Annotated in this window: 22 protein-coding genes; 10 read left to right on the top strand and 12 right to left on the bottom strand. The window is 61.9% G+C overall.

Annotated features, from left to right (window positions below; genetic code table 11):
• Positions 1-13: 13 nt before the first annotated feature.
• Both BBG20_RS16035 and pssA read right to left on the bottom strand, forming a co-directional pair.
• A complete protein-coding gene (locus BBG20_RS16035) occupies positions 14-3,538 on the bottom strand; it encodes a hypothetical protein (RefSeq protein WP_141697291.1) in 3,525 nt (1,174 codons plus the stop codon).
• A gap of 209 nt (positions 3,539-3,747) precedes the next feature.
• Positions 3,748-5,091: a CDP-diacylglycerol--serine O-phosphatidyltransferase gene (gene pssA, locus BBG20_RS16030; protein ID WP_065905017.1), complete on the bottom strand. Its 1,344-nt coding sequence runs from the start codon at positions 5,089-5,091 to the stop codon at positions 3,748-3,750.
• Positions 5,092-5,216: 125 nt separating this feature from the next.
• Here pssA and BBG20_RS16025 point away from each other — a divergent pair, with 125 nt between their 5' ends.
• Together BBG20_RS16025 and BBG20_RS16020 are read left to right on the top strand one after the other, a co-directional pair.
• The gene (locus tag BBG20_RS16025; RefSeq protein ID WP_065905015.1) at positions 5,217-5,780 is read left to right on the top strand and encodes a TetR/AcrR family transcriptional regulator; all 564 of its coding nucleotides are present in this window, start codon (positions 5,217-5,219) and stop codon (positions 5,778-5,780) included.
• Positions 5,781-5,828: 48 nt separating this feature from the next.
• A complete protein-coding gene (locus BBG20_RS16020) occupies positions 5,829-6,308 on the top strand; it encodes a nuclear transport factor 2 family protein (protein WP_065905013.1) in 480 nt (159 codons plus the stop codon).
• 64 nt (positions 6,309-6,372) lie between these two features.
• Here the strand turns inward: BBG20_RS16020 and BBG20_RS16015 are convergent, their stop codons facing one another.
• A complete protein-coding gene (locus BBG20_RS16015) occupies positions 6,373-7,530 on the bottom strand; it encodes a PQQ-dependent sugar dehydrogenase (protein ID WP_065905011.1) in 1,158 nt (385 codons plus the stop codon).
• Between the two features lie 11 nt (positions 7,531-7,541).
• A complete protein-coding gene (locus BBG20_RS16010; protein ID WP_065905009.1) occupies positions 7,542-7,856 on the bottom strand; it encodes a hypothetical protein in 315 nt (104 codons plus the stop codon).
• Positions 7,857-8,040: 184 nt separating this feature from the next.
• Between BBG20_RS16010 and ku the strand changes: the two genes are divergently transcribed.
• Both ku and ligD read left to right on the top strand, forming a co-directional pair.
• Entirely contained in the window at positions 8,041-8,880 is an 840-nt protein-coding gene (gene ku / locus BBG20_RS16005; RefSeq protein WP_065905007.1) for a non-homologous end joining protein Ku, read from the top strand.
• Between the two features lie 24 nt (positions 8,881-8,904).
• Complete coding sequence (gene ligD / locus BBG20_RS16000; protein WP_065905005.1) at positions 8,905-11,409, top strand: DNA ligase D; 2,505 nt, start codon at positions 8,905-8,907, stop codon at positions 11,407-11,409.
• A gap of 19 nt (positions 11,410-11,428) precedes the next feature.
• Here ligD and lpxO read toward each other — a convergent pair whose 3' ends face one another.
• Both lpxO and BBG20_RS15990 read right to left on the bottom strand, forming a co-directional pair.
• On the bottom strand, positions 11,429-12,328 hold the full coding sequence (gene lpxO, locus BBG20_RS15995; RefSeq protein ID WP_065905003.1) for a lipid A hydroxylase LpxO: 900 nt from the start codon (positions 12,326-12,328) through the stop codon (positions 11,429-11,431).
• Positions 12,329-12,592: 264 nt separating this feature from the next.
• The gene (locus BBG20_RS15990; RefSeq protein ID WP_083221406.1) at positions 12,593-13,909 is read right to left on the bottom strand and encodes a Wzz/FepE/Etk N-terminal domain-containing protein; all 1,317 of its coding nucleotides are present in this window, start codon (positions 13,907-13,909) and stop codon (positions 12,593-12,595) included.
• Positions 13,910-14,307: 398 nt separating this feature from the next.
• On the opposite strand from BBG20_RS15990, the gene BBG20_RS15985 reads away from it, so the two are divergent.
• Complete coding sequence (locus BBG20_RS15985) at positions 14,308-14,694, top strand: TIGR03067 domain-containing protein (protein ID WP_065905001.1); 387 nt, start codon at positions 14,308-14,310, stop codon at positions 14,692-14,694.
• 140 nt (positions 14,695-14,834) lie between these two features.
• Here the strand turns inward: BBG20_RS15985 and BBG20_RS15980 are convergent, their stop codons facing one another.
• A complete protein-coding gene (locus tag BBG20_RS15980; RefSeq protein ID WP_065904999.1) occupies positions 14,835-15,647 on the bottom strand; it encodes a class I SAM-dependent methyltransferase in 813 nt (270 codons plus the stop codon).
• 155 nt (positions 15,648-15,802) lie between these two features.
• Between BBG20_RS15980 and BBG20_RS15975 the strand changes: the two genes are divergently transcribed.
• From BBG20_RS15975 to BBG20_RS15965, 3 genes are all read left to right on the top strand, one after another.
• Positions 15,803-17,041, top strand: a complete 1,239-nt coding sequence (locus BBG20_RS15975) for an MFS transporter (protein WP_065905143.1) — start codon at positions 15,803-15,805, stop codon at positions 17,039-17,041.
• Positions 17,042-17,183: 142 nt separating this feature from the next.
• A complete protein-coding gene (locus tag BBG20_RS15970; protein ID WP_010210624.1) occupies positions 17,184-18,770 on the top strand; it encodes an ABC-F family ATPase in 1,587 nt (528 codons plus the stop codon).
• Positions 18,771-19,242: 472 nt separating this feature from the next.
• Positions 19,243-20,418 (top strand): MFS transporter, encoded by a 1,176-nt coding sequence (locus tag BBG20_RS15965; protein ID WP_065904997.1) that lies wholly within the window; start codon positions 19,243-19,245, stop codon positions 20,416-20,418.
• Here the strand turns inward: BBG20_RS15965 and BBG20_RS15960 are convergent.
• The 3 genes from BBG20_RS15960 to BBG20_RS15950 form a co-directional block, all read right to left on the bottom strand.
• Entirely contained in the window at positions 20,412-21,449 is a 1,038-nt protein-coding gene (locus BBG20_RS15960) for an alpha/beta hydrolase family protein (protein WP_065904995.1), read from the bottom strand. The two genes, BBG20_RS15965 and BBG20_RS15960, sit on opposite strands and share 7 nt — an antisense overlap.
• A 229-nt stretch (positions 21,450-21,678) precedes the next feature.
• On the bottom strand, positions 21,679-22,290 hold the full coding sequence (locus BBG20_RS15955; RefSeq protein WP_065904993.1) for an FMN-dependent NADH-azoreductase: 612 nt from the start codon (positions 22,288-22,290) through the stop codon (positions 21,679-21,681).
• A 142-nt stretch (positions 22,291-22,432) separates the two neighbouring features.
• A complete protein-coding gene (locus BBG20_RS15950; RefSeq protein ID WP_065904992.1) occupies positions 22,433-23,359 on the bottom strand; it encodes an AraC family transcriptional regulator in 927 nt (308 codons plus the stop codon).
• 195 nt (positions 23,360-23,554) lie between these two features.
• Between BBG20_RS15950 and BBG20_RS15945 the strand changes: the two genes are divergently transcribed.
• Both BBG20_RS15945 and BBG20_RS15940 read left to right on the top strand, forming a co-directional pair.
• Complete coding sequence (locus tag BBG20_RS15945; RefSeq protein ID WP_065905142.1) at positions 23,555-24,463, top strand: LysR substrate-binding domain-containing protein; 909 nt, start codon at positions 23,555-23,557, stop codon at positions 24,461-24,463.
• Entirely contained in the window at positions 24,460-24,816 is a 357-nt protein-coding gene (locus BBG20_RS15940) for an MmcQ/YjbR family DNA-binding protein (RefSeq protein WP_065904991.1), read from the top strand. Before BBG20_RS15945 ends, BBG20_RS15940 begins: the two co-directional genes overlap by 4 nt.
• Here BBG20_RS15940 and BBG20_RS15935 read toward each other — a convergent pair.
• Together BBG20_RS15935 and BBG20_RS15930 are read right to left on the bottom strand one after the other, a co-directional pair.
• Entirely contained in the window at positions 24,805-25,188 is a 384-nt protein-coding gene (locus tag BBG20_RS15935; protein ID WP_065904990.1) for a DUF1294 domain-containing protein, read from the bottom strand. The two genes, BBG20_RS15940 and BBG20_RS15935, sit on opposite strands and share 12 nt — an antisense overlap.
• On the bottom strand, positions 25,185-26,015 hold the full coding sequence (locus BBG20_RS15930; protein ID WP_065904989.1) for an undecaprenyl-diphosphate phosphatase: 831 nt from the start codon (positions 26,013-26,015) through the stop codon (positions 25,185-25,187). The genes BBG20_RS15935 and BBG20_RS15930 overlap by 4 nt, the downstream gene beginning before the upstream one ends.
• Positions 26,016-26,064 lie beyond the last annotated feature (49 nt).

Below are 26,064 nucleotides of genomic sequence, written 5' to 3'. Positions count from 1 at the left end.
GGAGGTCGGCGGCTCAACGGGCCGGCTGGAACCCGTTCAGTGGTGTGCCGAAAGGTTTGCCACTGCGCGGGTCAATCGCATACCAGCGACCATTGTAGGGTGCCGCGTGCACGTCCACCGCTTCATAGCGCCCAGCCCTTCCCGCTGTCGGCATGCCGCCAGATGCCTCAGTACTGCTCGCCTGCCCGGCAGCGATGAGTAAATAGGCGCGCAGCTTCTCCTCGGCCGTGACCATATGCGGCATCACCTTGCCCCACTTCAACGCGCCCCCGGCCAGCAATACCGGCAACTTCACCACCCCCTTGATCGCGGCATTGATCAACTGCGGGTAACCATCCAACGGATTCAGCGCCGCACTGCTGAACAAAGCGGACTGCCGGACGAAGTCGAACGCACGGTCGCTGAAGCTTGCTGCAGACTTTAACGGCGCCAACGTTACAGCAGCAGGCTTGAACCGCGTGCCCAGCCGGCTCGGCACCAGGGCCTTGGCCGAGCGGATCAGCCCACGCGCTTGCCCGCCCGCACCAATGGCCACGCCGACAACATCCAGCGCGAGGTTAGCCAGGCCGGCACCGATATTGCCTTGCTTGAACTCCTGATACGCGCCCACGAAGGGTACGAACCCCAACAGAAATGCATGCTCGCGGGCCCGCTCTTCACGGCGTCGCTCCAGTGGCAGCGGCTCGCTTGCGCGTTGCAACATCGACTCGGTGGATTGGTAAAAATTGTCCTGGGCGATCCTGTCGGCAATGCTTTGCGTCTTTCGTGAGGCATAAGTGTCCGGCACGTAGGATTGCGCCGTATGGTTGGCGGGCAATTCGCGCGCAGGAAACTGAGGTCCCAACCGCTCCACGATGACCGTCGAGGGCTTCACATTGGGTCCCGTCGGAGCGCCGCCGGCATAGGCCTCGAGATCGAGAGGCATCCGCGTACCGCGCACCACCGGCAAATACACAAAGCCACGCGGAGATGGATAGCGCTCATGACGAATGACGCCATCCAGCTCGATGGTCTTGGGCAAATCCGTGCGCTTGATGATCTTGCCCTGGGCGAACAGCTCGAAATACACCACCTCGGGTCCATGCTCCACACGCATCAAGGTGCCTTGTCGCGCCCTGCGCGCGAGTTTCAGCGCTGCGGTTTCGCTGTGTTCGGTCACACCGGTTTCGGCACGCAAGGTGAACAGCTCGACCTTGCCCAGTTCCAGCAACCTTCGATCATCCAGCGGCAATTCGGCCAGCATCAGCTTGAGCTTGATGGCATAGGCCTGCTGAAGCTGATCCTGATGCTGGCCGATTGAAGTCTTCAACGCCCCGTCGAGTTCAGGCAGGCGACGAATAAGCGTGTCGAGCCGGGTGCGCGCCGCTTCGGGAATCTGCGGTGTGCTGGCGGGCTGGTAAGGTGTCCTGGTCGCAGGCGGCGATGCGGGCATGTCTTCGCCGAGCACCCATTTGCCCGGCGTGAGGTCGCCCGTCATGTAGGTTTCGACCAACGAGCGGGTGCGCGGCTCCGAGATCGGCAGGTTGCGCCGGTCCTCGGCGCTGGCCAGTTGCACACTGATGTTTTCCAGCTCGGCCGGGGTGGTGCCAGGAAACACACGCAGCAGCTCCTTGACGGCCAGGGCCCTACGCGTCGGCAGCGGCGCGCTCGCACGCGTGAAGGCGCTGGCGGCCTCTTCCCGCTGTTTGAAAAATGCCCGCGCGGCGTCCTCGATATCCGCCTGCGAGTATTCACCGTCACTGCGCTGCCTGACGCTGCCGTTCAACACCCCCCAGTCCGTGAGGATCTTCAGCGCATTGAGTTGCATCAGCGTGGCCTGCCCGTCGCTGGTGGGCGCGAGCGTGGTCAGGGCACTGACCTGTTGCTCGTTCATCCTTCTCGATGTCCCCGGCGCGTGGTGATCGGCCAGTGCGCAGCCCAGGCGCAACTCCATCCAGGCCGGGGTGCCGAGGTGCACCGATTCCGGCACATCGTGCACCAGCATTTCCGGCGCTGCCTGGGCCAGGCAGAGCTGGGTCGCCACGACCGCCAGCTTGGGGTCCAGACCTTTGTGCTGCAGATGAAGCTCGATATCACGGCGCACGGCGCTGAAACTGCGGCCCATGTTCGAGGGCTGGTAGATCGAATAACCGCCGACCTCGCCAGGCTTGCCGGGCATAACGGGGTCGACCTGCAGCTTGATCGCGGCAATCACCAACTGTTGGCGCAACACCTTGGGCAACGCCACGGCACCGCCTGGGCCGACCGGCCATTGCAGCGCGCTGGCCAGCTGTTCGGCGAATGCCAAGGCGTCCGGGCTGTCGAGCAGCCTGTCCAGGTGGCCCTGCGGATCCGCCTGCAGCGCTTGCAGCGTGACATTCGACAGTGCACGAAACTGCGCGCCGCCCAGGCGGGAACCGGCCATCGCACTCACATTTTGTCGGTCCTGCTCGGTCAGGGCGCCGGGCGTCCATGGCTGCGTGAGCAAGGCGCCGTAGTCCCCCAGGGGTGGCGGCGTCGGCAAAGAAGTGCGTAGCCAGGCAATCACATTGCGGGTTTCTTCCACGCTGCGCGGCGAGCCCAGCCCCTTCAGATCCAGCAGTTGGCGAATATCCTGACGGGGCGTCGAATACACGCTATTACCCAACGGCACGCTGAGTGCGGTCAGCGCCTTGAGTTCCTCGCCCAATGCGCGCTCTGCATCGATGTGGTGGGTCAAGTCCAACCAGCCGCCGACCGGGCTCAGGCATTCCAGGCGGCCCTCAGACACTCGAAACAGCGCGTCCGGCCAGGCGACACCTTCGCGCTCAAGCAGGCGGGTCATGTCTGCGCGCGCGACGAACTGCTGTAAGCGCTGCATGGCAGCCTCGCTGTTCCGCGGCAAGGCCGAGGCCGGTGCGACTTCGCTGGCATGGCTCGACCAGTCCGTGCGCGCTGCCGGCGGCAGATGCTCAAGCTCGGCTTCAAGGCGATCGGCCAGGTCATCGCGCTCCTCCAGTTCGCCGATCACCTGCCATGTCTGCTCAAGGGCACCTGCGTTGACGTGGCTGACCAATGGGTGCGGCAGCCATAGCGCGTCGTCTTGCCCGATAAAAGGCAGCCCCTGGTCGGTAGGGTCGAGCAGTTCGCGAAGCGGCCGCAAGGTGCGCGAAACCTCGTTCCAACCGGAGTTGTCGGTCAGGCTGAAGCGGACTGCGCTGCGCACGCCCTCATGGTCGGCATAACCCTCGACATGGTCACGGTGGAACGTCAGGGTTGCCGGTTCAAGGCGCTGCTCGACCATCCACTGCTGCAACAGTGGGCGGTTGAGCAACTGCTGGTACACGCGCAGCGCAGGGCCCGGGCGGCTGTCCGGCGGCACCTCGACCAAGGTGTGGCCGCTGATTTCAGCGGCAGCGATGCGCTCAGCCAACTGGGCGTCGGCAGCGGCGGCACGGCCGCGATCCTGGGCGGGTAATCGCGTCCACTTGTCATCGGGTACGGGCGGCTGCGCGACAGCGGCGCGCCGCCGGCGAGGGCTGGAGGGTTGAGCCCAGGCGGGCTCAGGTGCAGCAGTCACTGCGCTCGGAGGCAGCGCAGCGTGAGGAATGGGAAAAGGATTGCTCAGCGACATCAGCATAGGACAGGGCTCTCTCGGATACGGCCATAAGGACCAGGTCCGCCCATCCGTGAACGGTGAGAGCCACTGTAGGGAAGTTACGCGCTAGCTGACTGTAAGCGCTATCCGATGCCCTTTACCCGTGCATTGCTGATGATTTCAGCGCGGGCCTACAGGATTCGGTACAACAACCGCTCGATCCGCACGCGGCTGACGCGACGCAAAAACTTGCCCACCGCTTCCGGGTAATCCACCAGTGTCTGCAGATCTTGATAACGCTCGATCCGCGAGGTGTGCTGGAAAATCTGCGCCAACTCTGTCCGCCGTGGGCCGAGCCACTGGCCTTGCGGGTCGTCGAGCAGCAAGGCGTTTTCCAGGTCGAGACGGAAGGCCCGTGGGTTGAGGTTGTTGCCGGTGAGCAAGGTGTAGCGCTGGTCGATCCACATGCCCTTGAGGTGGTAGGTGTTATCGCCGTCTCGCCACAGGTGCAGGTTCAATTGGCCGCTGTCGATCATCGGCTGATGGCGCTTGGCGAAACGGCGCAGGCTGATTTCATACAGGTAAGGCAGGGCCGAGATCACCTTGAATGGCTCGCTCGGCGGAATGTAGAAATCGTTGGCGGTCTTGTCGCCCACGATAATGTCGACCTTGACCCCGCGCGCCAGCGCACGGTTGATTTCCCGGGTGACCGGCAAAGGCAGGTTGAAGTAAGGCGTGCAGATGGTCAGTTGATGCTGGGCGCTGGCGATCAGCTCGAGAATCACCCGGTTCAGTGGGTTGTTCTTGCCCACCCCCAACAGCGGGCTGACAGACAGGTGGCCATTGGGCAATTGCCCCGCCGTGGTGTCGTAGGCCGCGTGTTTGAGACGGCTGCGCAGGTCGCCGATGTCGTTGCGCAGGCTGCGCGTCGTCGGCGGGTTCGGCAGGTCCAGGCGATGCACGGCCTTGGACGCCACCAAGCCATGCTCCACCAGATGTTGCATGGAGTCGGCCAGCGGTTGGCTGTGGATCAGGTGGTAACGGTCGAAGCGGTACTTGTCGAACTTGTGCAGGTACACGTTGTTGAGGCTGGCGCCGCTGTACAGCACGCTGTCGTCGATCACAAAGCCCTTGAGGTGCAACACACCGAACAGTTCGCGGGTTTGCACCGGCACGCCGTACACCGGTACTTCGCTGCTGTGGCTTTGGGTCATGGCCTGGTACCAGGCGCTGTTGCCCGGTTGTTTGCCGGCGCCGATCAGCCCGCGCTGCGCGCGCAGCCAGTCGACCACCACCACGATGTCCAATTCCGGCCGCGCCGCCTTGGCGGCGTGCAGGGCGTCGTAGATTTCCTGCCCCGCTTCGTCCTGCTGCAAATACAGCGCGACGATGTAGATACGCCGGGTGGCCCGGGGGATCTGTTCCAGCAGGCAGCGGCGGAAGGCGTCCGCGCCGGACAGCACGTCGATAGCGTCGGGAGAGAGAGGAAAACCGCGCAGTTTGGGCAACAGGGAGCGTTTGAAGAACGACGGCATAAGGCTCGCAATGGGTCGAATCCGAAGAGGCCCCGAGCTTACACCATGGGGGTGCTCAGGTCTCGTCGTCGCCGATGGAAAAAATTTAATTGACCAAGAAGAACGATCGTTCTACTGTCCGTCACATGAACGACTCACTGCGCAATGATACCCGCGACATTATCCTCGACGTCACCGAGAAGTTGATCTATCGCCATGGCATCGCCGCCACGGGCATGGACTTGCTGGTGAAAACCGCCGGGGTCTCGCGCAAGAGTATTTACCGTTACTTCGCCAATAAAGATGAACTGGTCATCGCCGCCCTGCACCGCCGCGATGAGCGTTGGATGCACTGGTTGCGCACTGAAGTGGAACGTACCGAGGGCAGCGGCGAACGCCTGCTGGCCGTGTTCAGCGCGCTTGAAACCTGGTTCGGCTCGGCGGACTTTCGCGGTTGCGCCTTTATCAATACCAGTGGCGAAACCGGCGACCCGCAAGATCCGGTCCGCCTGCTGGCCAAAGCGCACAAACAGAAACTGTTCGAGTACGTACTTGAACTGTGTGAAGCACATGGCACCCCCGACCCCGAACGGCAGGCCGCGCACTTGCTGATCCTGATCGATGGCGCCATTACCGTGGCATTGGTCATGGGCGATTCAACGGCTGCCGATAACGCGCGCTGCATGGCGCGAACGTTACTCGGGCTTTAATCCCCCAGGTCCGCCACTTTCGATCAATCCGTCCAAGGAGCTGCCACCATGTCTTCTGCCGCAGAATCACGCCCACCGTTGCCACCGTTCACCCATGCCTCGGCCATCGAAAAGGTGCGCCTGGCTGAAGACGGCTGGAACTCCCGGGACCCGCAACGCGTGTCGCTGGCCTACACGCCGGACACCCAGTGGCGTAACCGCGCCGAGTTCGTGCACAACCGCGAGGAAGCCCAGGCTTTTCTCACGCGCAAATGGGCCAAGGAGCTGGAGTATCGGCTGATCAAGGAACTGTGGGCCTTTACTGATAACCGCATCGCCGTGCGCTATGCCTATGAATGGCATGACGACTCGGGCAACTGGTACCGTTCGTACGGCAACGAGAACTGGGAATTCGACGAAAACGGCCTGATGGCCAACCGTTTTGCCTGCATCAACGACCTGCCGATCAAGGCAAGCGAGCGCAAGTTCCACTGGCCGCTGGGCCGGCGCCCGGATGAGTATCCGGGGTTGTCGGAACTTGGGTTGTAGGCTCGACGCTGCCCACCTGTGGGAGCGGGCAAACCCGCTTCCACATTGGTATTTGCAGTGCCCGTCAGTCCTGGTTCAGACCCACCCGATACAACACGCCGTTATCTTCATCCGTGAGCACATACAGGTAGCCATCCGGCCCCTGCCGAACGTCACGAATCCGCGCCTTCAAGTCGCCGAGCAAACGCTCTTCGTGGATCACCTTGTCGCCATCGAACTGCAGCCGGATCAACTCCTGGCTGACCAGTGCGCCAATAAACACGTTGTGCTGCCATGGCTTGAAGCGATCGGCATCATAGAACGCCATGCCGCTGATGCCCGGTGATTTTTCCCAGACGTGATGCGGCGGCACGGTGCCTTCCACGGCCTTGCCCTGGGCCTCGGGGATCGGTGTCAGCGAGTAATTGATGCCGTGGGTTGCCAGCGGCCAGCCGTAGTTCTTGCCGCGCTCGATGATATTGATTTCATCCCCGCCGCGCGGCCCGTGCTCGTTTTCCCAGATCGTGCCGCTCCACGGGTTGAGCGCCAGGCCCTGAGGGTTGCGCTGGCCGTAGGACCAGATTTCAGGGCGTACCCCGGCTTGGCCGACAAAGGGGTTGTCATCCGGCACGCGGCCGTCCGGGTAGATGCGCACGACCTTGCCCTGCAGTTTGTCGAGGTCCTGGGCGGTCGGTCGATCGTTGTTTTCACCCAGGGTCACGAACAGGTAGCCATCGCGGTCAAACGCCAGGCGCGAACCGAAATGGTTGCCGGTGGAGAGCTTCGGCTCCTGGCGCAGGATCACTTTGAAATCGGTCAAGCCGCTGAGGTCTGGCGCCAGGCGGCCACGGCCGACAGCAGTGCCGGCTTTACCGTCCTTGCCGCCGCCTTCAGCGTACGAAAGATAGACCAGTCGATCCTGCTTGAAGTCCGGCGATAGCACCACATCGAGCAAGCCGCCCTGCCCCTTGGCCCACACCTGCGGCACGCCCGTCAAGGGTGCCGACAGCTTGCCGTCCGGGCTGACAAAGCGCAGGTGGCCTGGCCGTTCGGTGACCAGGAAGCCTTGCTTATCCGGCAGAAATGCCACCGCCCACGGATGGTCGAGGCCCTTGGCGATAGGGGTGGCGGTGATGCTGCCTTGTTCGCTGGGAAACTGCTGGGCATCGGCCGCATACACGGCGGCCAGTGGCAGCAAAGTGGTTGCGCACAGCGCGGCTAACAGGGTTTTACGTACAAACATAAGCAGAGTCCTTACCGGCGATTGCCGTTGGCATCATAGGTGGGGGCTTTGGTTTCGGTGGCCGGACGGCTCGGCGCGGCGTTGCGTTGGGGATAGCGATTGCCGATGCCACCGTTTTCCAGGGTCGGGGTGCGCTGGGTCGGGCCGGTCTGGATACCCCGGGTCAACGGCGCAGTGGGCTGGGTGCCCTGCATGCTGTTGGGGTTGGCCCGGTGAATCGGGCTGTTATTGGAGTCGCTTGAGCCGGGCAGGCTTTGCGCCTGGGCCAACGGCAGCAGTGCCAGGCCCAACGCCAGCACTGCAAGGTGACGCACACAGCTGTTCATGACAAAGCCTCTCTGGGGCGAGGGTTACGTGCTTTCGATAACACGCTACGCCTTGGGTTCGGCTTTCGACACTAAATACTTTCTCATCAGGTGTAACACGATCTGTCCGCGTATCTGGCGGGGGAAACTTTTCCCGCGACCTTCGAGTCACCAGAACACAGCCCCTGCTTAAGGAATCGTACGTATGCCACGCTCTATCTGGAAAGGTGCCATCAGCTTCGGCTTGGTACACATCCCGGTGTCACTGGTCTCGGCCACTTCCTCCCAAGGTGTGGATTTCGACTGGCTGGACAAGCGCAGCATGGACCCGGTCGGCTACAAGCGCATCAACAAGACCACGGGCAAGGAAGTCACCAAGGAGAATATCGTCAAAGGGGTGGCCTTCGAGAAAGGCCGCTATGTGGTGCTCAGTGAGGACGAGATCCGCTCGGCCCACCCCAAGTCGACCCAGACCATCGAAATCATCGCCTTCGTCGACAGCGACCAGATCCCCCTGCAGAACATCGATACGCCCTACTTCCTGGCCCCGGACAAACGCGGCGGCAAGGTCTACGCCCTGCTGCGCGAAACCCTGAAGAAAACCCGCAAGGTCGCCCTGGCCAATGTGGTGCTGCACACCAAGCAGCACCTGGCCGCGCTGATGCCCCTGGAGTCGGCGCTGGTCCTGGTGATGCTGCGTTGGCCCGCCGAAGTGCGCAGCCTGGATGAACTCGAACTCGGCAGCGACGTGACCAAGCCCAACCTGGCCAAGGGCGAGCTGGACATGGCCAAGCGCCTGGTGGAAGACATGAGCGCCGACTGGCAGCCCGAGGAATACCGCGACAGCTTCCAGGAAAAAATCATGGCACTGGTGGCGAAGAAGGCCAAGGCCGGCAAGATCGAAGATGTGGAATCCCAGGAAGGCAGCGAGGAGCGCAAGTCTGCCGACGTGATCGACCTGACGGAATTGCTCAAGCGCAGCCTGGCCGGCAAACCGGCGGCGAAAAAGCCGGCCGCGAAAAAATCCACCAAAAAGGCTTCTTGAGCCTGCCATACGCTGGAGCACGCCATGGCAAAGCCTTTGAGCGAATACAACCGCAAGCGCGATTTTGAAATCACCGCTGAACCGTCAGGCAGCACGCCGACCGGCAAACGCAAGGCCTCGGCGCTGAGCTTCGTGATCCAGAAACATGCCGCGCGCAACCTGCACTATGACTTTCGCCTGGAACTGGACGGTGTGCTGCTGAGTTGGGCGGTCCCCAAGGGCCCGAGCCTGGACCCGAGCCAGAAACGCCTGGCGGTGCACGTTGAAGATCACCCGCTCGGCTACGGCAGCTTCGAGGGCAGCATCCCCGCCGGCCAGTATGGGGCCGGCGATGTCATCGTATGGGATCGCGGCGTGTGGCAACCGCATGACGAGCCGCGCAAGGCCTACGCCGCCGGCAAGCTCAAATTCACCCTGGTCGGTGAAAAACTCTCGGGCGACTGGACGCTGGTGCGTACACGCCTCAAGGGCAGCGGCGACAAAGAACAATGGCTGCTGATCAAGGAAAAAGACCCGCAGGCGCGCCCCGCCGCCGAGTACGACATCGTTGCGGCCGAGCCTGACAGCGTACTCAGCGACGCATCGCTAGGCGCGCCCAAGCCAACCGCAAAACCCAAACTCAAGGCCAAAGCCAAGCCGAAGAAGGCTGCAACCGCCCTCCCCGAGCAATTTTCCCCGCAGCTGGCGACATTGGTCGACCGCGCCCCCGAAGGCGACTGGCGGTATGAAATCAAGTTCGATGGCTACCGCATGCTGGCGCGCATCCGCGATGGCGAGGTGCGCTTGTTCACACGCAACGGCCACGACTGGACCGAGCGCCTGCCGCGCCAGGCCAAGGCCTTGCAAGCACTCAAGCTCAAGGACAGCTGGCTCGACGGCGAAATGGTAAGCCTGAATGGCGACGGCCTGCCGGACTTCCAGGCGTTGCAGAACGCCTTTGATGTCGGCCGCAGCCTGGACATCGTCTACTACCTGTTCGATGCGCCATTCCTCAACGGCGCGGACCAGCGCGAGGCGCCGGTGGAGCAGCGCCGGGCCGCCCTCAAGACTGCGTTGTCCGGCAGCCGCAGCAAACTGCTGCGTTTCTCCGAAGCGTTCGCCGCCAACCAGCGCGATATTTTCGAGAGCGCCTGCGACCTGGCCCTGGAGGGCGTGATCGGCAAACGTGCGGGCAGCCCTTATAGCTCCAGCCGCAATGCCGACTGGATCAAGCTCAAGTGCCGGCTGCGCCAGGAGTTCGTGATCGTCGGCTACACCCGGCCCCAGGGTTCGCGCAGCGGCTTTGGCGCCCTGCTGCTGGCCGTCAATGATGACAGCGGCCTGGTCTATGCCGGGCGGGTCGGCACCGGCTTTGACCAGGCTGCGTTGAAAACCATCTACGCCCAGCTCACGCCCCTGGAACGCAAGGCCTCCCCATTGGCAAACCCCCTGACCAGTGCCCAGGCGCGTGGCGTGCACTGGGTGGAGCCCACACTGGTCGGCGAGGTGCAATTTGCCGAGTGGACCCGCGAAGGCGTGGTACGCCAGGCTGCGTTTGTCGGGATGCGCAGCGACAAGCCCGCCGCACAGATCATCCATGAGCAGCCGCGCACGGCGAAATCGCTGAAAGCCCCCAAGGCCTCAAGTGCCAAAAAAACCAGCGACGGGGTGAACATTACGCACCCCGAGCGGATCATCGACACCCAAAGCGGCACGCAAAAGCAGCAGCTGGCCGCGTTTTACCAGAGCATCAGCGAGTGGGTCCTGCCCTTCCTGCGCCACCGGCCCGTCTCATTGCTGAGGGCACCCGAAGGCGTCGACGGCGAGCAGTTCTTCCAGAAGCACTCGGAGCGCCTGGCCATTCCCAACATCAAGCAACTTGACCCGTCACTGGACCCAGGCCACGCCCGCCTGATGGAAATCGACAGCCCTCGCGCGCTGCTCGGGGCCGTGCAAATGGGCACCATCGAGCTGCATACCTGGGGCGCCACCACGGACAAGATCGAGACGCCGGACCTGTTTGTGCTGGACCTCGACCCGGACCCCGCACTGCCGTGGAAAACCATGCTGGAAGCGGCGCAGCTGACCCTGTCGGTGCTTGACGAACTGGGCCTGGAGGCCTTCGTCAAGACCAGCGGCGGCAAGGGCTTGCACCTGATCGTCCCGCTGGCGCGGCGCGATGGCTGGGACACGGTGAAAGCCTTCGCCAAGGCTGTCGCGCAGTTCATGACCGCTCAACTGCCAGAGCGTTTCACCGCCACCTCCGGGCCAAAGAATCGTGTCGGCAAAATCTTTATCGATTACCTGCGCAACGCGCGAGGCGCCAGTACGGTGGCGGCCTATTCCGTGCGGGCACGCCCGGGCCTGCCGGTATCGGTACCGGTGAGTCGCGAGGAGTTGAAGGGGTTGCGCGGTGCTCAGCAATGGACGGTGGCCAACCTGCAGGAACGCTTGAATAGCCTGAAGAGTGACCCGTGGGCGGGCTATGCCAATCGGCAGAAGATCACCCGCAAGATGTGGGACAAGCTGGGCGCGACACCACCGGAGTGAGTCGTGCCCTTGCCCGGTGTCAGATCAGCACGAAGATCAACGCCAGTGCAGCGAAGATCGCCCACTTTTCCAGGTAGTAGCGCGTACGGTTGCGCTTTTTCAGTTCCTTGCCGCGCAGGCGGATCTTGTACAGGCGCGTAAACGCACGGTTCAGCCCGCCGGTCTTGTCCCCATCGTCGTTGGGCGAGCCGGCGGCGGCCATCACGTTACGGCTGAACCAGCGATTGAAGGCGGCGGCCCAGCGGTATTTCATTGGCCGCTCGATGTCGCAGAACAGGATGATGCGGTTCTGCTGCGTGGTGTTTTCGGCGTAGTGAATGTAGGTCTCGTCAAACATCACCGGCTCGCCATCGCGCCAGTAGTAATTCTCGCCATCCACATTGATGTAGCAGCCAGGATCGTTCGGCGTCTCCAGGCCCAGGTGGTAGCGGTACGACCCGGCATACGGATCACGGTGACGCACCAGTTTCGAGCCTGGTGGCAGCTCGGCGAACATGGCCGCCTTGATCGAGCCGATGCTCTGCACCAGTTCGGTGGTGCGCGGGCACAGCTTCATCGCCGACGGGTGGCTGTCGCCATACCACTTCAGGTAGAAACGCTTCCAGCCAGACTTGAAAAACGAGTTGAAGCCGACGTCGTTGTATTGGTCGGAACGCTTGATTTCGCCGGCCCGCATCAGGTTCTGGCCTTCCTGGCGGATTTCCTCCCAGTGCTCCTGCAACGGGCTCAGGTCGGGAAAATCACTCGGCGACAGGTACGGTCGGCTGGGCAGCTTGGAGAAGAGGTAGAGAAAGCAGTTGATCGGTGCAAGGAAGGTCGAGTGATCGCTGAGCTGACGGCCCAGCTTGTGCCGCACTCGACCGCGCAGGTGTACATACGCGATGGAGGCAACGTAGAGAACAACAATGATGAGTTTCAAGGGATTTCGTCACAAGTCAGAAGAGAACAGGCTGCTCCTGCGCGCCCACAACGGCCGAGGATGGATAGCAGCACCTGAAATCACAATTCACACAATCGGCACCAAGCCTGGTTGACAACCTGGTTCGTGGCCATTGGCAGTTATTTAGCCACAAGTTGTAACCAAAAGTTAACTAAGAATTGTGAAAAGCTGTCTTGTGAATGTGATGGGCGACGACCTCGGCGGGCAGGCTTTACAGCCCGCCCGCGAGGTGTCTGGCCCGCGCTAGCGCAGCGGGAGACGGCGATCGGCGGTCACCGAAAAAGGCCCGTTTTCACGTCGCACCTGCGCGAAGTGGGTAATCAATGCCAGCAATATACCCAGCAGCAGCCCGGCCCCCACGCTAAGGGCGATAATCAACGCGCCCTTGGGTTTTATCGGGTTCAGCGGTTCCTGGGCCTGGCGGTCCACCGTCACCAATTTCAACGTACTCATGTCGATGTTGAGGCTGCGCAGCCGGGCCTCTTCTGCCCACAAGGGCTCCACGTTCTGCAGGAATATGTCCTCATTCTTGCGATCGTTGAGCACCTCGACCTCACGATTCACATCAAGCATGCGCAGTTCCTTGCTGATCTCGGCGACACGACTGTTGGTGAAATCATCGTTGGTACGCCGTTGCAGTGCCTTGCGCTCAGCTTCCAGGACTTCCGTACCCATGAAATACAGCGGCAGCTTCTGGTTGGTCACCACGGTGCGCATGACTTGGCTGGATCTACCGGAAGCATCAGCGCCCATGGCCGAGGGCGCAGTGGGAGTCCGGATGCCGACAGCCCTGGCAATCGAGATCGCCTCGTCGAGTTCCGCCAGGTGGCTGGTACGCTCCATCTTCAGTTGCAAGTGCAAGGCGCTGAGTTCGTCCTGCAGTCGCGCGCGCTTGACCTTATCGTCCTCCAAAAGCCTGGCGATTTTCGCCGCCTTGGCGGTTTCGTAATTGCTCCGCGCCGCGTCAATTTTGCCCTTGAGCTCATTGAGACGGTTGTTGACGATGACCTTGAAATCCGCGCCCACCTGGCTGCGCTCCTGCGCAATCGCGTAGTCGACGAATCCGTTGAGAATCGCCACGCCGTCAATGCCCGTGGGGTACTGCATCTCCACCCGGATCGAACTGTTGAGGGGTTCGGATTTTTTCGGATCCGGCAACATCAGGTTGATGGCATTGCGATTGAACGCTTCAAAGCTCTGCTCCAGGCTTCGCCCTGGACGCTGGAACGCTTCGAACAGTGCCGGGTTAGCCCGGAAAAAACCCAGGCGGGCCTCGTAAGAGTCCAATTGCATGCCCACCTTGGCCAATGCCTCGGCGGGCGGCAGCCGGTAGACGTCAGAGCGATTCAGGGCATCCAATTCATTGATCGCTGCAGGCCGAAGCACACTGCTCACCTGGTAAACCCTCGGTGCCAGAAACGCGTAGCCTACTCCCAGAAGGCCCGCCAGAATCGTGCAACCGATGACCCGTTTCTTTTGCTTCCAGATCGCGTGAAACAGTTCAAATAGATCAATCTCGTCCGACGGTAAATGTTGATGAAGCTGGGGAGTGTTATTCAAGATTCATACACCCTGATGAGTTGAAATCCAGTGCCCAAAAAATCAAACCTGGATAACGACTGAATAAACAGGGGGCAACGTCCGGGCACACGATACACATGGCCCTCTGCCGGCAGAGGGACCACCCAATTGATTGAACCTTCACACCTGACGGCGTGACGTTTCATATCAGTTACCCGGGTGTCATGACTGGCAGACACCCGGAGCATAGACGGTCCGTTACGAGACGTTACCCGGCGGCCAGGCAAAGTAACGCTAATTGCCTGTCGGGAAAGGAAAAATTACATTTAAACCTGAAAAATAAGACAATTCCTACACGCGGTTAAGCTTCTGGTACGCAAACCTGCCACATTGTCCCTAACGACCAGCGATTGGTCCTTCAGCAAAAAGGAATTTGTATGTCATCCATTTCAGACCCGGATTTTCTAGCCCTGCAAGGTGCCTGGGAGCAGACCTCACTCGAAGACAACGGCGTGCTCAATCCCCCCGACGCCCACACCGCTCCAGGCGCAATCACCACGATTACCGGCGAGCACTTCGAAGTGAAGACCGTCAGTGGCGAGGTGTTGCTGGCTGGACGGTTTTCCCTGGACAGCACCACGGTTCCCAAGAGCATTACCTGGGTGGACTCCATAGGAGAGGATGCCGGCAAACAATTGCCCGCCAGTTATCGCCTCGAAGGGTATGAGTTTGTGTTTATTGCCGCAGATGAAAGTATGCCCAGGCCCCTCTCGTTCAGTACTGGCCCAGGTCAAACCATGCGCACTTTCGTACGCCGTACTTGACCCCGGTTCATCCGAACTTGCGACAGCATTTTCACAAAGCGTTCACTTGCGGGTCTATAGGGTGAAGCCTACCTACTCCAGTGAATCCCTTAGCCCGCCTCTCCTCGCGGGCTTTTTTTGGCCGGTCGGAAAGCCCCGAATCAGGGCGCACGCTTGGTCGCGGCGAGGGTAAAACACAGGGGTAATTGCGCAGGCTGGTGCTCGTACTGGTCGTAGAGTTCTTCGCGATTGGAGTGGCCGTATTCCTGCAGGTGGTTGATCTGCAGCTGCGCATCAATCGCGGCACTGACCACATCCCCCAGCGTATGCACATACCAATAGGAGGTCGGCCCGGCCACTTCGCCCTGCCCTTCATAGACAATCGACTCCTGCAGCACAAACGGCTCACGCTGGAAGTACGAATGGGCGGGCAGCAGCGGATTTTGCGCGCGGGGGTCGAACACCTCCAGGAACGGATGGGTTTCATACATCACCAGCGTGCCGCCGGGCTTCAAGGTGTCGGCGACATGGCGCATGAACAGTGCCACATCCGGCATCCAACCCAGCACACCGATGGTCACCAGGGCAATATCAAATCGCCCGTGCAGGTGATGCGGCAACTGGTGAATATCGCTTTCGATAAATTCCGGGCTGTGCGGAGAAACCGCAGCCAACTCATGGGCCTGCTGCAAAAACGCCCGGGATTGGTCGACTCCCACTACCGAACGCGCGCCGAGGCCGAACAGTGACAGGCTTTCGCGACCGTTGTTGCAGCACAGTTGCACCACGTCCTTGCCCGCGACGCCGATGTCGTGCAGCAAGCCGGTGATGGTGGGGTCCAGGCAGGAAAAGTCCGCAGCGCCGACCCGGCTGAGCAGCGCGTTCCAGGTGTCGGTGGTCTTGTGCAGGCCGGCGGATTGGTCCCAGGCATCCTTGTTAGAGGTGATCGCCTGCTGAGCTGAGGGCATGTCCATTGCGTCTCCAGATAATTGTTACAGCGAGGGACTGAAAATAAGCCAACCGCCTGCGGATTAAAACCCCGGAAGACGTACGAAACTTAACGCAAACCTTGCAGGTCACTACGCCATGCAGTGTTCAGCCGTTGAACACCCTCTGCGAAGACCGCGCCATGGCCAAGCCCTCCGATCTGCGTAATAACCTATCCCTGGACGGCCTGAATTTCTTTCTGGCAGATGTGCGCGACGGCCTCGGTCCGTACCTGGCGATTTATCTGCTGGCGGTACACAAGTGGGACCCGGCCAGCATCGGCGTGGTCATGACGCTGGCGGGGATTGCCGCGCTGATCACTCAAGGTCCGGCGGGCGCACTGATTGATCGCACGCGCAGTAAGCGTGCGGTGATTGCAGTGGCGGCGATTTTGGTGACGGTCAGTTGCCTGCTGCTGCCATTTGTCAGTTCTTTCAGCCTGGTGGCCGTTACCCAGGCGGCCAGCGCCATTGCTGCCTCGGTCTTCGCCCCCGCCATCTCTGCCATCTCTCTGGGAATCACCGGGCCGCGCGCCTTTACTCGCCGCACCGGGCGCAACGAGACCTTCAATCATGCCGGCAATGCCGTGGCCGCGTTACTGGCCGGGGGCCTGGCGTATCTGTTTGGTCCGGTGGTGGTGTTTTACCTGATGGGGTTTATGGCGGCGGCCAGTATCGTTGCGGTCAGTTGCGTCTCGGCGAAGGCGATCGACCACGAGGTCGCCCGTGGTTTCGACCCGGCCCACTCCAATGACCACGAACAGCCGTCCGGCATTAGCGTGTTGTTGGCCAACCGCCCCCTGCTGGTGTTTGCCATTTGCTGTGCGCTGTTTCACCTGGCGAATGCCGCCATGCTGCCGTTGGTCAGCCAGAAGCTGGCGCAAATCAACCTGCAGATGGCCACGCCACTGACGTCGGCCTGCATCGTCGCGGCGCAATTGGTCATGGTGCCGATGGCCTGGCTGGTAGGCCTCAAGGCCGATGTGTGGGGACGCAAGCCGCTGCTGCTCGCCGGTTTCCTGATTCTGCCCTTGCGCGCAATGCTCTATACGCTGTCCAACGACCCCTACTGGCTGGTGGCAGTGCAGATGCTCGATGGCATCGGCGCAGGAATCTTCGGCGCGCTGTTCCCGGTGATCGTCAAGGACCTGACCCAGGGTACCGGACGCTTCAACGTCAGCCTGGGCGCGCTGTCGACTGTTTTTGGCCTGGGCGCGGCATTGAGCAGCAGCCTGGCCGGCCTGGTGGTGCAACAGGCTGGCTACAACGCGGCGTTCCTGACCCTCGCGGGCGTGGCTGCGGTGGCCTTGGCGCTGGTCTGGCTGGCGATGCCGGAGACCTTGGTGAAAGCATCTTTCGCCTGCCATACAACTGTCGCCTGACATATGCGACAATGCGCGCCAAATTCCAACACACATCCCCCATTTTTTGCTCAGCGACCGGGTTTCGCGCCTTGATGTCGCTGTTGATGCATGCCTGAAGGCTCCTGCCGCCACGCTCGCAACCCATTGATAGGTAAAGTAATTGATCTCCACAGCTAACATCACCATGCAGTTCGGCGCCAAGCCGCTCTTCGAGAACGTTTCGGTCAAGTTCGGCGCCGGCAACCGGTATGGTCTGATCGGTGCCAACGGTTGCGGCAAGTCGACCTTCATGAAAATCCTCGGTGGCGACCTCGATCCGTCGGGCGGCCAGGTCATGCTGGAGCCGAATGTTCGCCTGGGTAAACTGCGCCAGGACCAGTTCGCCTACGAAGAATTCACCGTACTCGACACCGTGATCATGGGCCACGAGGAACTGTGGAAGGTCAAGGCCGAGCGCGACCGCATCTACTCGCTGCCGGAAATGAGCGAAGAAGACGGCATGGCCGTCGCCGAGCTGGAAACCGAGTTCGCCGAGATGGACGGCTACACCGCCGAGTCCCGCGCCGGCGAACTGCTGCTGGGCCTGGGCATTCCCCTGGAACAGCATTTCGGCCCGATGAGCGAAGTGTCGCCCGGCTGGAAACTGCGCGTGCTGCTGGCCCAGGCGCTGTTCTCCGATCCTGAAGTGCTGTTGCTCGACGAACCGACCAACCACCTGGACATCAACACCATCCGCTGGCTGGAAAACATCCTGACCCAGCGCTCCAGCCTGATGATCATCATCTCTCACGACCGTCACTTCCTGAACAGCGTGTGCACCCACATGGCTGACCTGGACTACGGCGAGTTGCGCCTGTTCCCGGGCAACTACGACGAGTACATGACCGTGGCGACCCAGTCCCGCGAGCAGCTGCTGTCGGACAACGCCAAGAAGAAAGCGCAGATCTCCGAACTGCAATCGTTCGTCAGCCGCTTCTCGGCCAACGCCTCGAAAGCCAAGCAGGCCACCTCGCGTGCCAAGGCGATCGACAAGATCCAGTTGGCCGAGGTCAAGCCTTCGAGCCGCGTGAGCCCTTTCATCCGTTTCGAGCAGAACAAAAAACTGCACCGCCAGGCGGTCATCGTCGAGCGCATGGCCAAGGGTTTCGACGGCAAGCCGCTGTTCAAGGACTTCAGCTTCCAGGTTGAAGCCGGCGAGCGCGTGGCGATCATCGGCCCGAACGGTATCGGCAAAACCACCCTGCTGCGCACCCTGGTCAACGAACTGACCCCGGATGCCGGTAGCATCAAGTGGACCGACGCCGCGGAGCTGGGCTACTACGCCCAGGACCACGCGCATGACTTCGAAGACGACGTCACCCTGTTCGACTGGATGGGCCAGTGGACGCAAGGCGAGCAGATGATCCGTGGCACCTTGGGTCGCATGCTGTTCTCCAACGACGAGATCCAGAAGTCGGTCAAGGTGATTTCCGGTGGTGAGCAAGGCCGCATGCTGTTCGGCAAGCTGATCCTGCAAAAGCCGAACGTGCTGATCATGGACGAACCGACCAACCACTTGGACATGGAATCCATCGAAGCGCTGAACCTGGCGCTGGAGAACTACCCGGGCACGCTGATCTTCGTCAGCCACGACCGCGAGTTCGTATCGTCCCTGGCCACGCGCATCATCGAGTTGAGCGCCACCGGCGTGATCGACTTCAGCGGCACCTACGACGACTACCTGCGCAGCCAAGGCGTGGTGTTCTAAATCGCGTCGTTGTGGCTGTGGTGAGCAGGCTTGCTGTGATCAGCAGGCCTGTTGTGGCTTGCAAGCCTGTTGTGACTGACAGGCCTATTGTGGCTGGCAAGCTCATTGTGGCTGACAGACTTATTGTGGTGAGCAGGCTTGCCCTGCGTTGGGCTGCGAAGCAGCCCTAAATTCAAACACCACGCTCTGTCTGGCAGAACGCGGTGTTTTTTATAGGGGCTGCTTCGCAGCCCAACGCAGGGCAAGCCTGCTCGCCACAATAAGCTTGCTGACCTCAAATAAACTTGCTCACCTCAAATAAGCCTGCCACCTCAAATAAGCTTGCTCACCACAAATAGGCCTGCACACTACAAATAAGCTGACTCACCAAAATCTAAGCCCCACTCCACTTCAAACAAAGTAGTTAGCCTGCTTCCTTTTCCCCCTGCCCCTTGCCATCATGCCCTCACCGCCCGCCCGCGAATGAGTGACCATGTCTGACGCCGCCCCCAGTTCCCTGTCGATCACCCTGCAGATCGTCTCCATCGTCTTCTACACCTTCATCGCGTTCATCTGCATCGGCCTGCCGATTGCGGTCATTCCTGGCTATGTGCACGAGCAATTGGGGTTCAGCGCAGTAGTGGCCGGCGTGACCATTGGCTCGCAGTACCTGGCCACCCTGCTCAGCCGCCCCATGGCCGGGCGCATGTCCGACAACGTCGGTACCAAGCGCGCGATCGTACTGGGCCTGGCGGGCATTCTGCTCAGTGGTGTGCTGACGTTTTTCGCCACGCTGGCAGAAAGCCTGCCCAACTTGAGCCTTGCCATTCTGATTGCCGCCCGGCTGCTGCTGGGCGTGGCCCAGGGCCTGATCGGCGTGGGCACCATCAGTTGGTGCATGGGCGCGGTGGGCGCAGAACACACCGCGCGTTCGATTTCCTGGAACGGTATTGCGTCCTACGGCGCCATCGCCATCGGCGCACCGCTGGGGGTGGTGATGGTCGCCGACTATGGCTACAGCAGCCTGGGCATCGCCCTGACGGTACTGGCGGCATTGGGCCTGGTGCTGATCCGCAACAAGCCCTCGGTGCCGGTGGTGCGTGGCGAGCGCCTGCCGTTCTGGGCCGTGTTCGGGCGCATCGCGCCGTTTGGCGCGAGCCTGTGCCTGGCGTCGATCGGCTACGGCACGCTGACCACGTTTATTACCCTGTATTACCTCAACCGCGGTTGGGCCGGCGCGGCGTACTGCCTCACGGTCTTTGGCGTGTGCTTTATCCTGTCGCGGCTGGTGTTTATCTCGGCGATCAGCCGCTTCGGCGGCTTTCGCGCGGCCATTGCCTGCATGACCATCGAGACCGTGGGCCTCACGCTGCTGTGGCTGGCACCCTCCACTGGCGTGGCCTTGATCGGTGCCGGGCTGACCGGTTTCGGCTTGTCGCTGGTGTACCCGGCGCTCGGCGTGGAAGCCATCAAGCAAGTGCCCAACAGTAGCCGGGGCGCGGGGTTGAGTGCCTATGCGGTGTTTTTCGACCTGGCCCTGGCGATTGCCGGGCCACTGATGGGCGCCGTGGCGCTGAACCTCGGCTACGGCTGGATTTTCTTCTGCGCAGCGCTGCTGTCGGTCACCGCCCTGGGCTTGACGATGTCGCTCAAGCGTCGCGCTTACTGATCGGCAGTCTGCAACCCGGCGCGGGTGGATTGACCAAGAGTGTGGCCGAAAAAGCGCCCGGCCTCGGAGATCAGGTCACGGTGAATGCCTTCGCGGTCGACGCCATCGGCATCGGTGCAGATCGCCGGCATCGCCGCCAATTGATCGCTGTCGCACGGCGCCATGAACACAAAGTGACCGGCCCCGGCCAGCAGCTTGAAGTCCGGCGGCTCCGGGAGCTTGCGCGCCAGGGCCGCGGCGTTCTTGTCCACGGCTACCAGCTTGTCGCCGTCGCCGCTGTAGAGCAGCACCGGCACATGCACATCAGCCAACGTCTGGCGGCCGAACATCAAGCTCAGCGGCGCCATCAGCATCAAGGCATGGATACGCGGGTCGGATTGCGGTTGCAGGTCGTCACGGTCAACCACCAGCTCACCTTTGGTGGTGCAGGCGTCGCGGTCTTCCGGGCGCTCCTGGCAATAGCGGCGCAGGCGGTCGAAATCCGGCTTGGCCCCCGCCAGGATCAACGCGGTTTCACCCCCGGCCGAATAGCCGATGACCCCGACCTGATTGACGTTGACGAACGGCGACAGCATCGGGTCGCCCAGGGTGGCGGTGATGGCTTCGGAAATCTGGATCGGCCGGCCATACAGGTTGCTCACGGTGCCAAGGCGGCTGTGGTCCTTGTAGTTGTCACCCGGGTGCAGCACCGCCACCACTACAAAGCCTTTGCGCGCCAGCGAGGTGGCCAGGTCATGCAGGGCCAGCGGCGTGCCGGTGTTGCCATGGGACAGCATCAGCATCGGGAAACGCCCGATGGCGATCTTCGCATCTTCAGTGGCCGCGACATGGTAGGCGCCCAACTGCGTGGTGTGCTCAAGCCCGGTGGAGGGGTAGAAGGCGACGGCTTTCATCGGCTGCAGGTCGAGCGGGTCGAGAAACGTCATGCGGTGGAAGCCCACACTCCAATGCGGGTGCGGCGCAGGCGCGGCATGCACTGAAATCAGGCCGCCCAGCAGGAAAAGAACCATAACAGCACAAAGACGCATCATGAGGATGTCCACCTTTGCTGCATTAAAACCGGCATGTCTGATTGAAAAGTCCATGGTTCAAGGTACTCGCACCGGGTGGTAAACCCATGTGTGCATAACCTGGGCCAAAGTAAAGACAGCGGGCAAACGAAAAAACTCCGTACTCCGGTCGTTTTCAGGCGGCCAGAATACAGAGTTTAGGCGCCCCGCTTCAGATTGAAACGGGGCAGAGGCGAAATTTACACAAGCCTTACGCGGCGGCGAACAACTGTTGGTTGATCTGTGCGTTGGCGTCGCTCAAGGACTTGCTGCGCACTTCGTCACCGTAGGCCAGGCCTTCGGCGCGTACGACTTCGATGTCAGTGATGCCAAGGAAGCCAAACAGCAATTTCAGGTAGCCTTCATGGGCGGCGCCCGACGCTTGGCCAGCGTGCAGGCCGCCGGCGGTGGACACGATGATGACTTTCTTGTTGCCGCACAGGCCTTCCGGGCCGGCTTCGGTGTAGCGGAAGGTCTGGCCGGCGACCGCGATACGGTCGATCCAGGCTTTCAACTGGGTTGGAATGGTGAAGTTGTACATCGGCGCACCGATCACCACGGCGTCGGCGGCGAGGAACTCGGCCAGCGACGAGGCGCTCAGTTCGGCCTCGTGCTTTTGCGCGGCGTCGCGCAATTCGGCGGCGGTGCCCAGGGCGCCCAGGGTCGCGCCGGAGAAGTGGTTGATGCCTTCGCTGGCCAGGTCGCGGTAGGTCACTTCCACACCGGGCTCGGCCGCTTGCCAGGCCTTGACCACCCCAGCGCTGAGCTGACGGGAAGCCGAGTTGTCGCCGAGGATGCTCGAATCGATATGCAACAGTTTCATGCGGGATCTCCAAGTGAGGATCGCGACAGGGCGATCAAGTGAGGTTGATCCTACAGGTGAAGCCAATGATCGATTAGAGGGTTGAAATGCGACTGTTCGTCTCGTCAGCGGGACAGTGCACTGTCTCAAGCCCGCTTCACACTCAATGGGACGACACGTAGATCGACCCCGACGCAGGCGCGGGCAGCGCATACGTCTGCTTCATCCACTGGATCTCCTCCTGCGGCGTGCGGCCGAAGAAGCGCTTGAACTCGCGACTGAACTGCGAGGCGCTTTCATAGCCGACCTGGGTGCTGGCCGTGGCCGCGGTGATATCGCTGCGCAGCATCAGCAGGCGCGCCTGGTGCAAGCGCGTGGACTTGAGGTACTGCATCGGCGAAGTGTCGGTGACGGTGCGAAAATGCGCGTGAAAACTCGGCACGCTCATCATCGCTTCCCTGGCCAGCGCCTCCACGTCCAGGTGCTGGTGATAACACCCATGGATCTTGCGAATCGCCCGCGCGACCTTGCCGAACTGCCCCTGGCGATTCAGCGCGGCGCGCATCGAGCCGCCCTGCTCCCCCGTGAGGATCCGGTAATAGATCTCGCGCACCAGCGCGGGCCCAAGGATATGCGCCTCCATCGGCACACTCATGGCCTCGAGAAAGCGCAGCAGCGACGCGCTGAGCGGCTCATCCATCGGCGAGGAATACATGCCCCTGGGCTTGGCTTCATCCAGCCCCGGGAAGTCATCCAGCGCCAGCATCAACTCCGCCGCCAGGGTGAAATCCAGGCGCAGGTATACCGCGAGCATTGGCGCTTGTTCAGTGGCCTCGGTTTCCATGGTGAACGGCACCGGCACCGACACCACCAGGTAGTGCTGGGCGTCGTACACGTAGATGTCCTCGCCGAGGTAACCGCGCTTGCGCCCTTGGCACACGATCACGATGCCCGGATCGTAGAGCACCGGCACGCGGTGCAACGGGCGGTTGGAACGCAGGAAGCGCACGTCATCAAGTGCGGTCAGGTTATAGCCTTCGACAGGCGCCAGGCGGCCCATCAACTCGATGATTGTTTCGGTGCGGCCCATGCTGGCTGGCTCCAGTGCAAAAACACACGGTATCGCGCCAGACCGGCTGACGCTACGCCCTGATAGGAATAGGCAATCAGTACAGTGGATCCGTGCAAAAAAACCAGCGTTCAACTGCTGCTGGCTTTTTTCGGGGTGGATTTGCCTCGCGCAGACGCGGATGATTCGTCCCATCGACAGGACAACAGGCCGACCATGCAAGACCTCAACGACCTCTACTATTTCGCCAAAGTCGTCGAAGCCGGTGGCTTTGCGGCCGCCGGGCGGCTGTTGGGGATTCCCAAGTCGCGCCTGTCCCGGCGCATTGCCGAGCTGGAAGAACGCCTCGGCGCGCGCCTGCTGCAGCGCACCACCCGCCAATTGACCCTGACCGCCGTCGGCGAGCGCTACCTGCGCCATTGCCAGGCCATGCTGCTGGAAGCGGAGATGGCCGATGAAGCCGTCGCCAGCATGTCCAGCGAACCGCGCGGGCGCTTGCGGGTGAGTTGCCCGGTGGGCATGGCCCAGCACATTCTGCCGGAACTAGTGGCCGGGTTTCTGGCCGCCCACCCGCTGGTCCAGCTGGAAATGACCCTGGTCAACCGCCGCGTCGACCTGGTCGCCGAAGGCATCGACGTGGCCCTGCGCGTGCGCGAACTCGGTGACGAGGACCCGCTGCTGGTGACCAAGCGCCTGCGCCAGGCCCAGACCGTGCTCGTCGCCAGCCCCGCCCTGATGCTCGGGCGCCAGGTCACTACCCTCGATGACCTCAAGCAGTTGCCGATACTCGGCGCGCTGGAGGCGGATCGCCTGGTACACCAGCGCATCCTCGACCCCCAGGGCAACCCGCACGAGCTGGCGATGGAAGCCCGGCTGGGCATCGACGACTTCATTGTGCGCAAAGCCAGCGCGATCATGGGCCTGGGCTTTACCGTGCTGCCGATGATGTACTGCGAAGAAGAACTGGCCAGCGGCCGCCTGGTGCAACTGCTGCCGCAATGGTCCCTGCCGGGTGGCTGGCTGCAAGCCGTGTACCCGCATCGACGCGGCGTGCTGCCGGCCATTCGCGCCTGGATCGATTACCTCGAGGAAGGGTTCAAAGGCTGTGGAGATCGCCTGCTATGAAGATGACCGAAGCCCACGTCGCAGACTTCTGCCTGAGCCTGCCCGGCGCGCGGGAAGACTACAAATGGGGTGGCGTGCGGGTGTTCTCGATTGCCGGCAACAAGATGTTTGCCCTGCAGAACCTGCGCGGTGACTCGTTGGCGTTCAAGGTCGACAAGGAGCTGTTCCTCGGCCATGTCGACCGCCCGGGCATCCACCCGGCGCCGTACCTGGCTCGGGCGCAGTGGATCATCATGAACACGCCCTACCCGCTGGGCGCCGAGGAACTGCGCGGCTTGTTGCAGCGTTCCCACCAGTTGGTGGTGAGCAAGCTGCCCAAGCGCACGCAGATCGGTTTGTTGCTAGAGGACTGAAACCAGCGTGCCGCCGAGGAACAACTGGTCGAGCCAGAACACCTGGTGCAGCAACACGATCACCCAGAACAGCACCTGGTACGACACCTTGCGGGTCTTGTGGCGAAACACCTGCTGCGCGATCAGCGCCCCCGGCCAGCCGCCCGCCAGTTCCACCGCGTGCAGGATGTTTTCCGGGGTGCGCCAGCCGTCGGTACGCGCCTTGCGCTTGTCGCTCCAGTAGAGGAAAAACGCGATCACGCTGACCACGCCATACGCCACCAGCGGGATCAGCGTTTCACCGCGTAGCCACACCAGTACCGAGCCCAACCCGGGCGCCGCGCACAGCAGCACGAAGATCAGCGCCTTCAGGCGCGGGTGCTGGATCATCATGCCTTGGCGGCCGCCCAGTCGATCCAGCCGAACTGCCAGGTCGCCAGGATCAGCAGGCCGAACGCAATGCGGTACCAGGCAAACGCCGCATAACTGTGGCTGGCGATGAACTTGAGCAAGCCCTTGACCGCGATCATCGCGAAGATGAACGAGGTGACAAAGCCGATGGCAAACACCGGCAGGTCAGCCGGCTGGAACAGGTCGCGGTACTTATAGCCCGAATACACCGCCGCACCGACCATGGTCGGCATCGCCAGGAAGAACGAGAACTCGGTGGCGGTCTTGCGCGACAGGCCGAACAGCAACCCACCGATGATGGTCGAGCCCGAGCGCGAGGTGCCCGGAATCATCGCCAGGCACTGCGCACACCCAACCTTCAGCGCGTCTTTCCAGGTGATCTCGTCCACGCTTTCGGCGTGCACTTCATGCTGGCGCCGTTCGGCCCACAACATGATGATGCCGCCCACCACCAGCGCCGTGGCCACGGTGATCGGGTTGAACAGGTAGTGGTGGATCAAGTCGGCAAAGATCACCCCGAGCACCACCGCCGGCAGAAACGCGATCAACAGGTTGATCGTGAACCGCTGGGCGTTGCGCTGGGTCGGCAGGCCGGTGACCACGTCGAGGATCTTGCGGCGAAATTCCCAGACCACCGCGAGGATCGCGCCGAGCTGGATGATGATGTTGAACGCCATGGCGCGTTCGCCGCCGAAGTCGAGCAGGTCGGCGACGATAATCTGGTGGCCGGTGCTGGAGATCGGCAAGAACTCCGTCAGCCCCTCCACCACGCCGAGAATCAATGCCTGTGCGGCGGTCCACAAATCCATACTTCCCCCAAAGGTCATGCTCAATCGCATGCCTGGTTTATCTTTTAAT

This window comes from Pseudomonas aylmerensis, assembly GCF_001702265.1.
GTDB classification, from domain to species: domain Bacteria; phylum Pseudomonadota; class Gammaproteobacteria; order Pseudomonadales; family Pseudomonadaceae; genus Aquipseudomonas; species Aquipseudomonas aylmerensis.
This window is presented reverse-complemented; position numbering and strand designations above follow the sequence as displayed.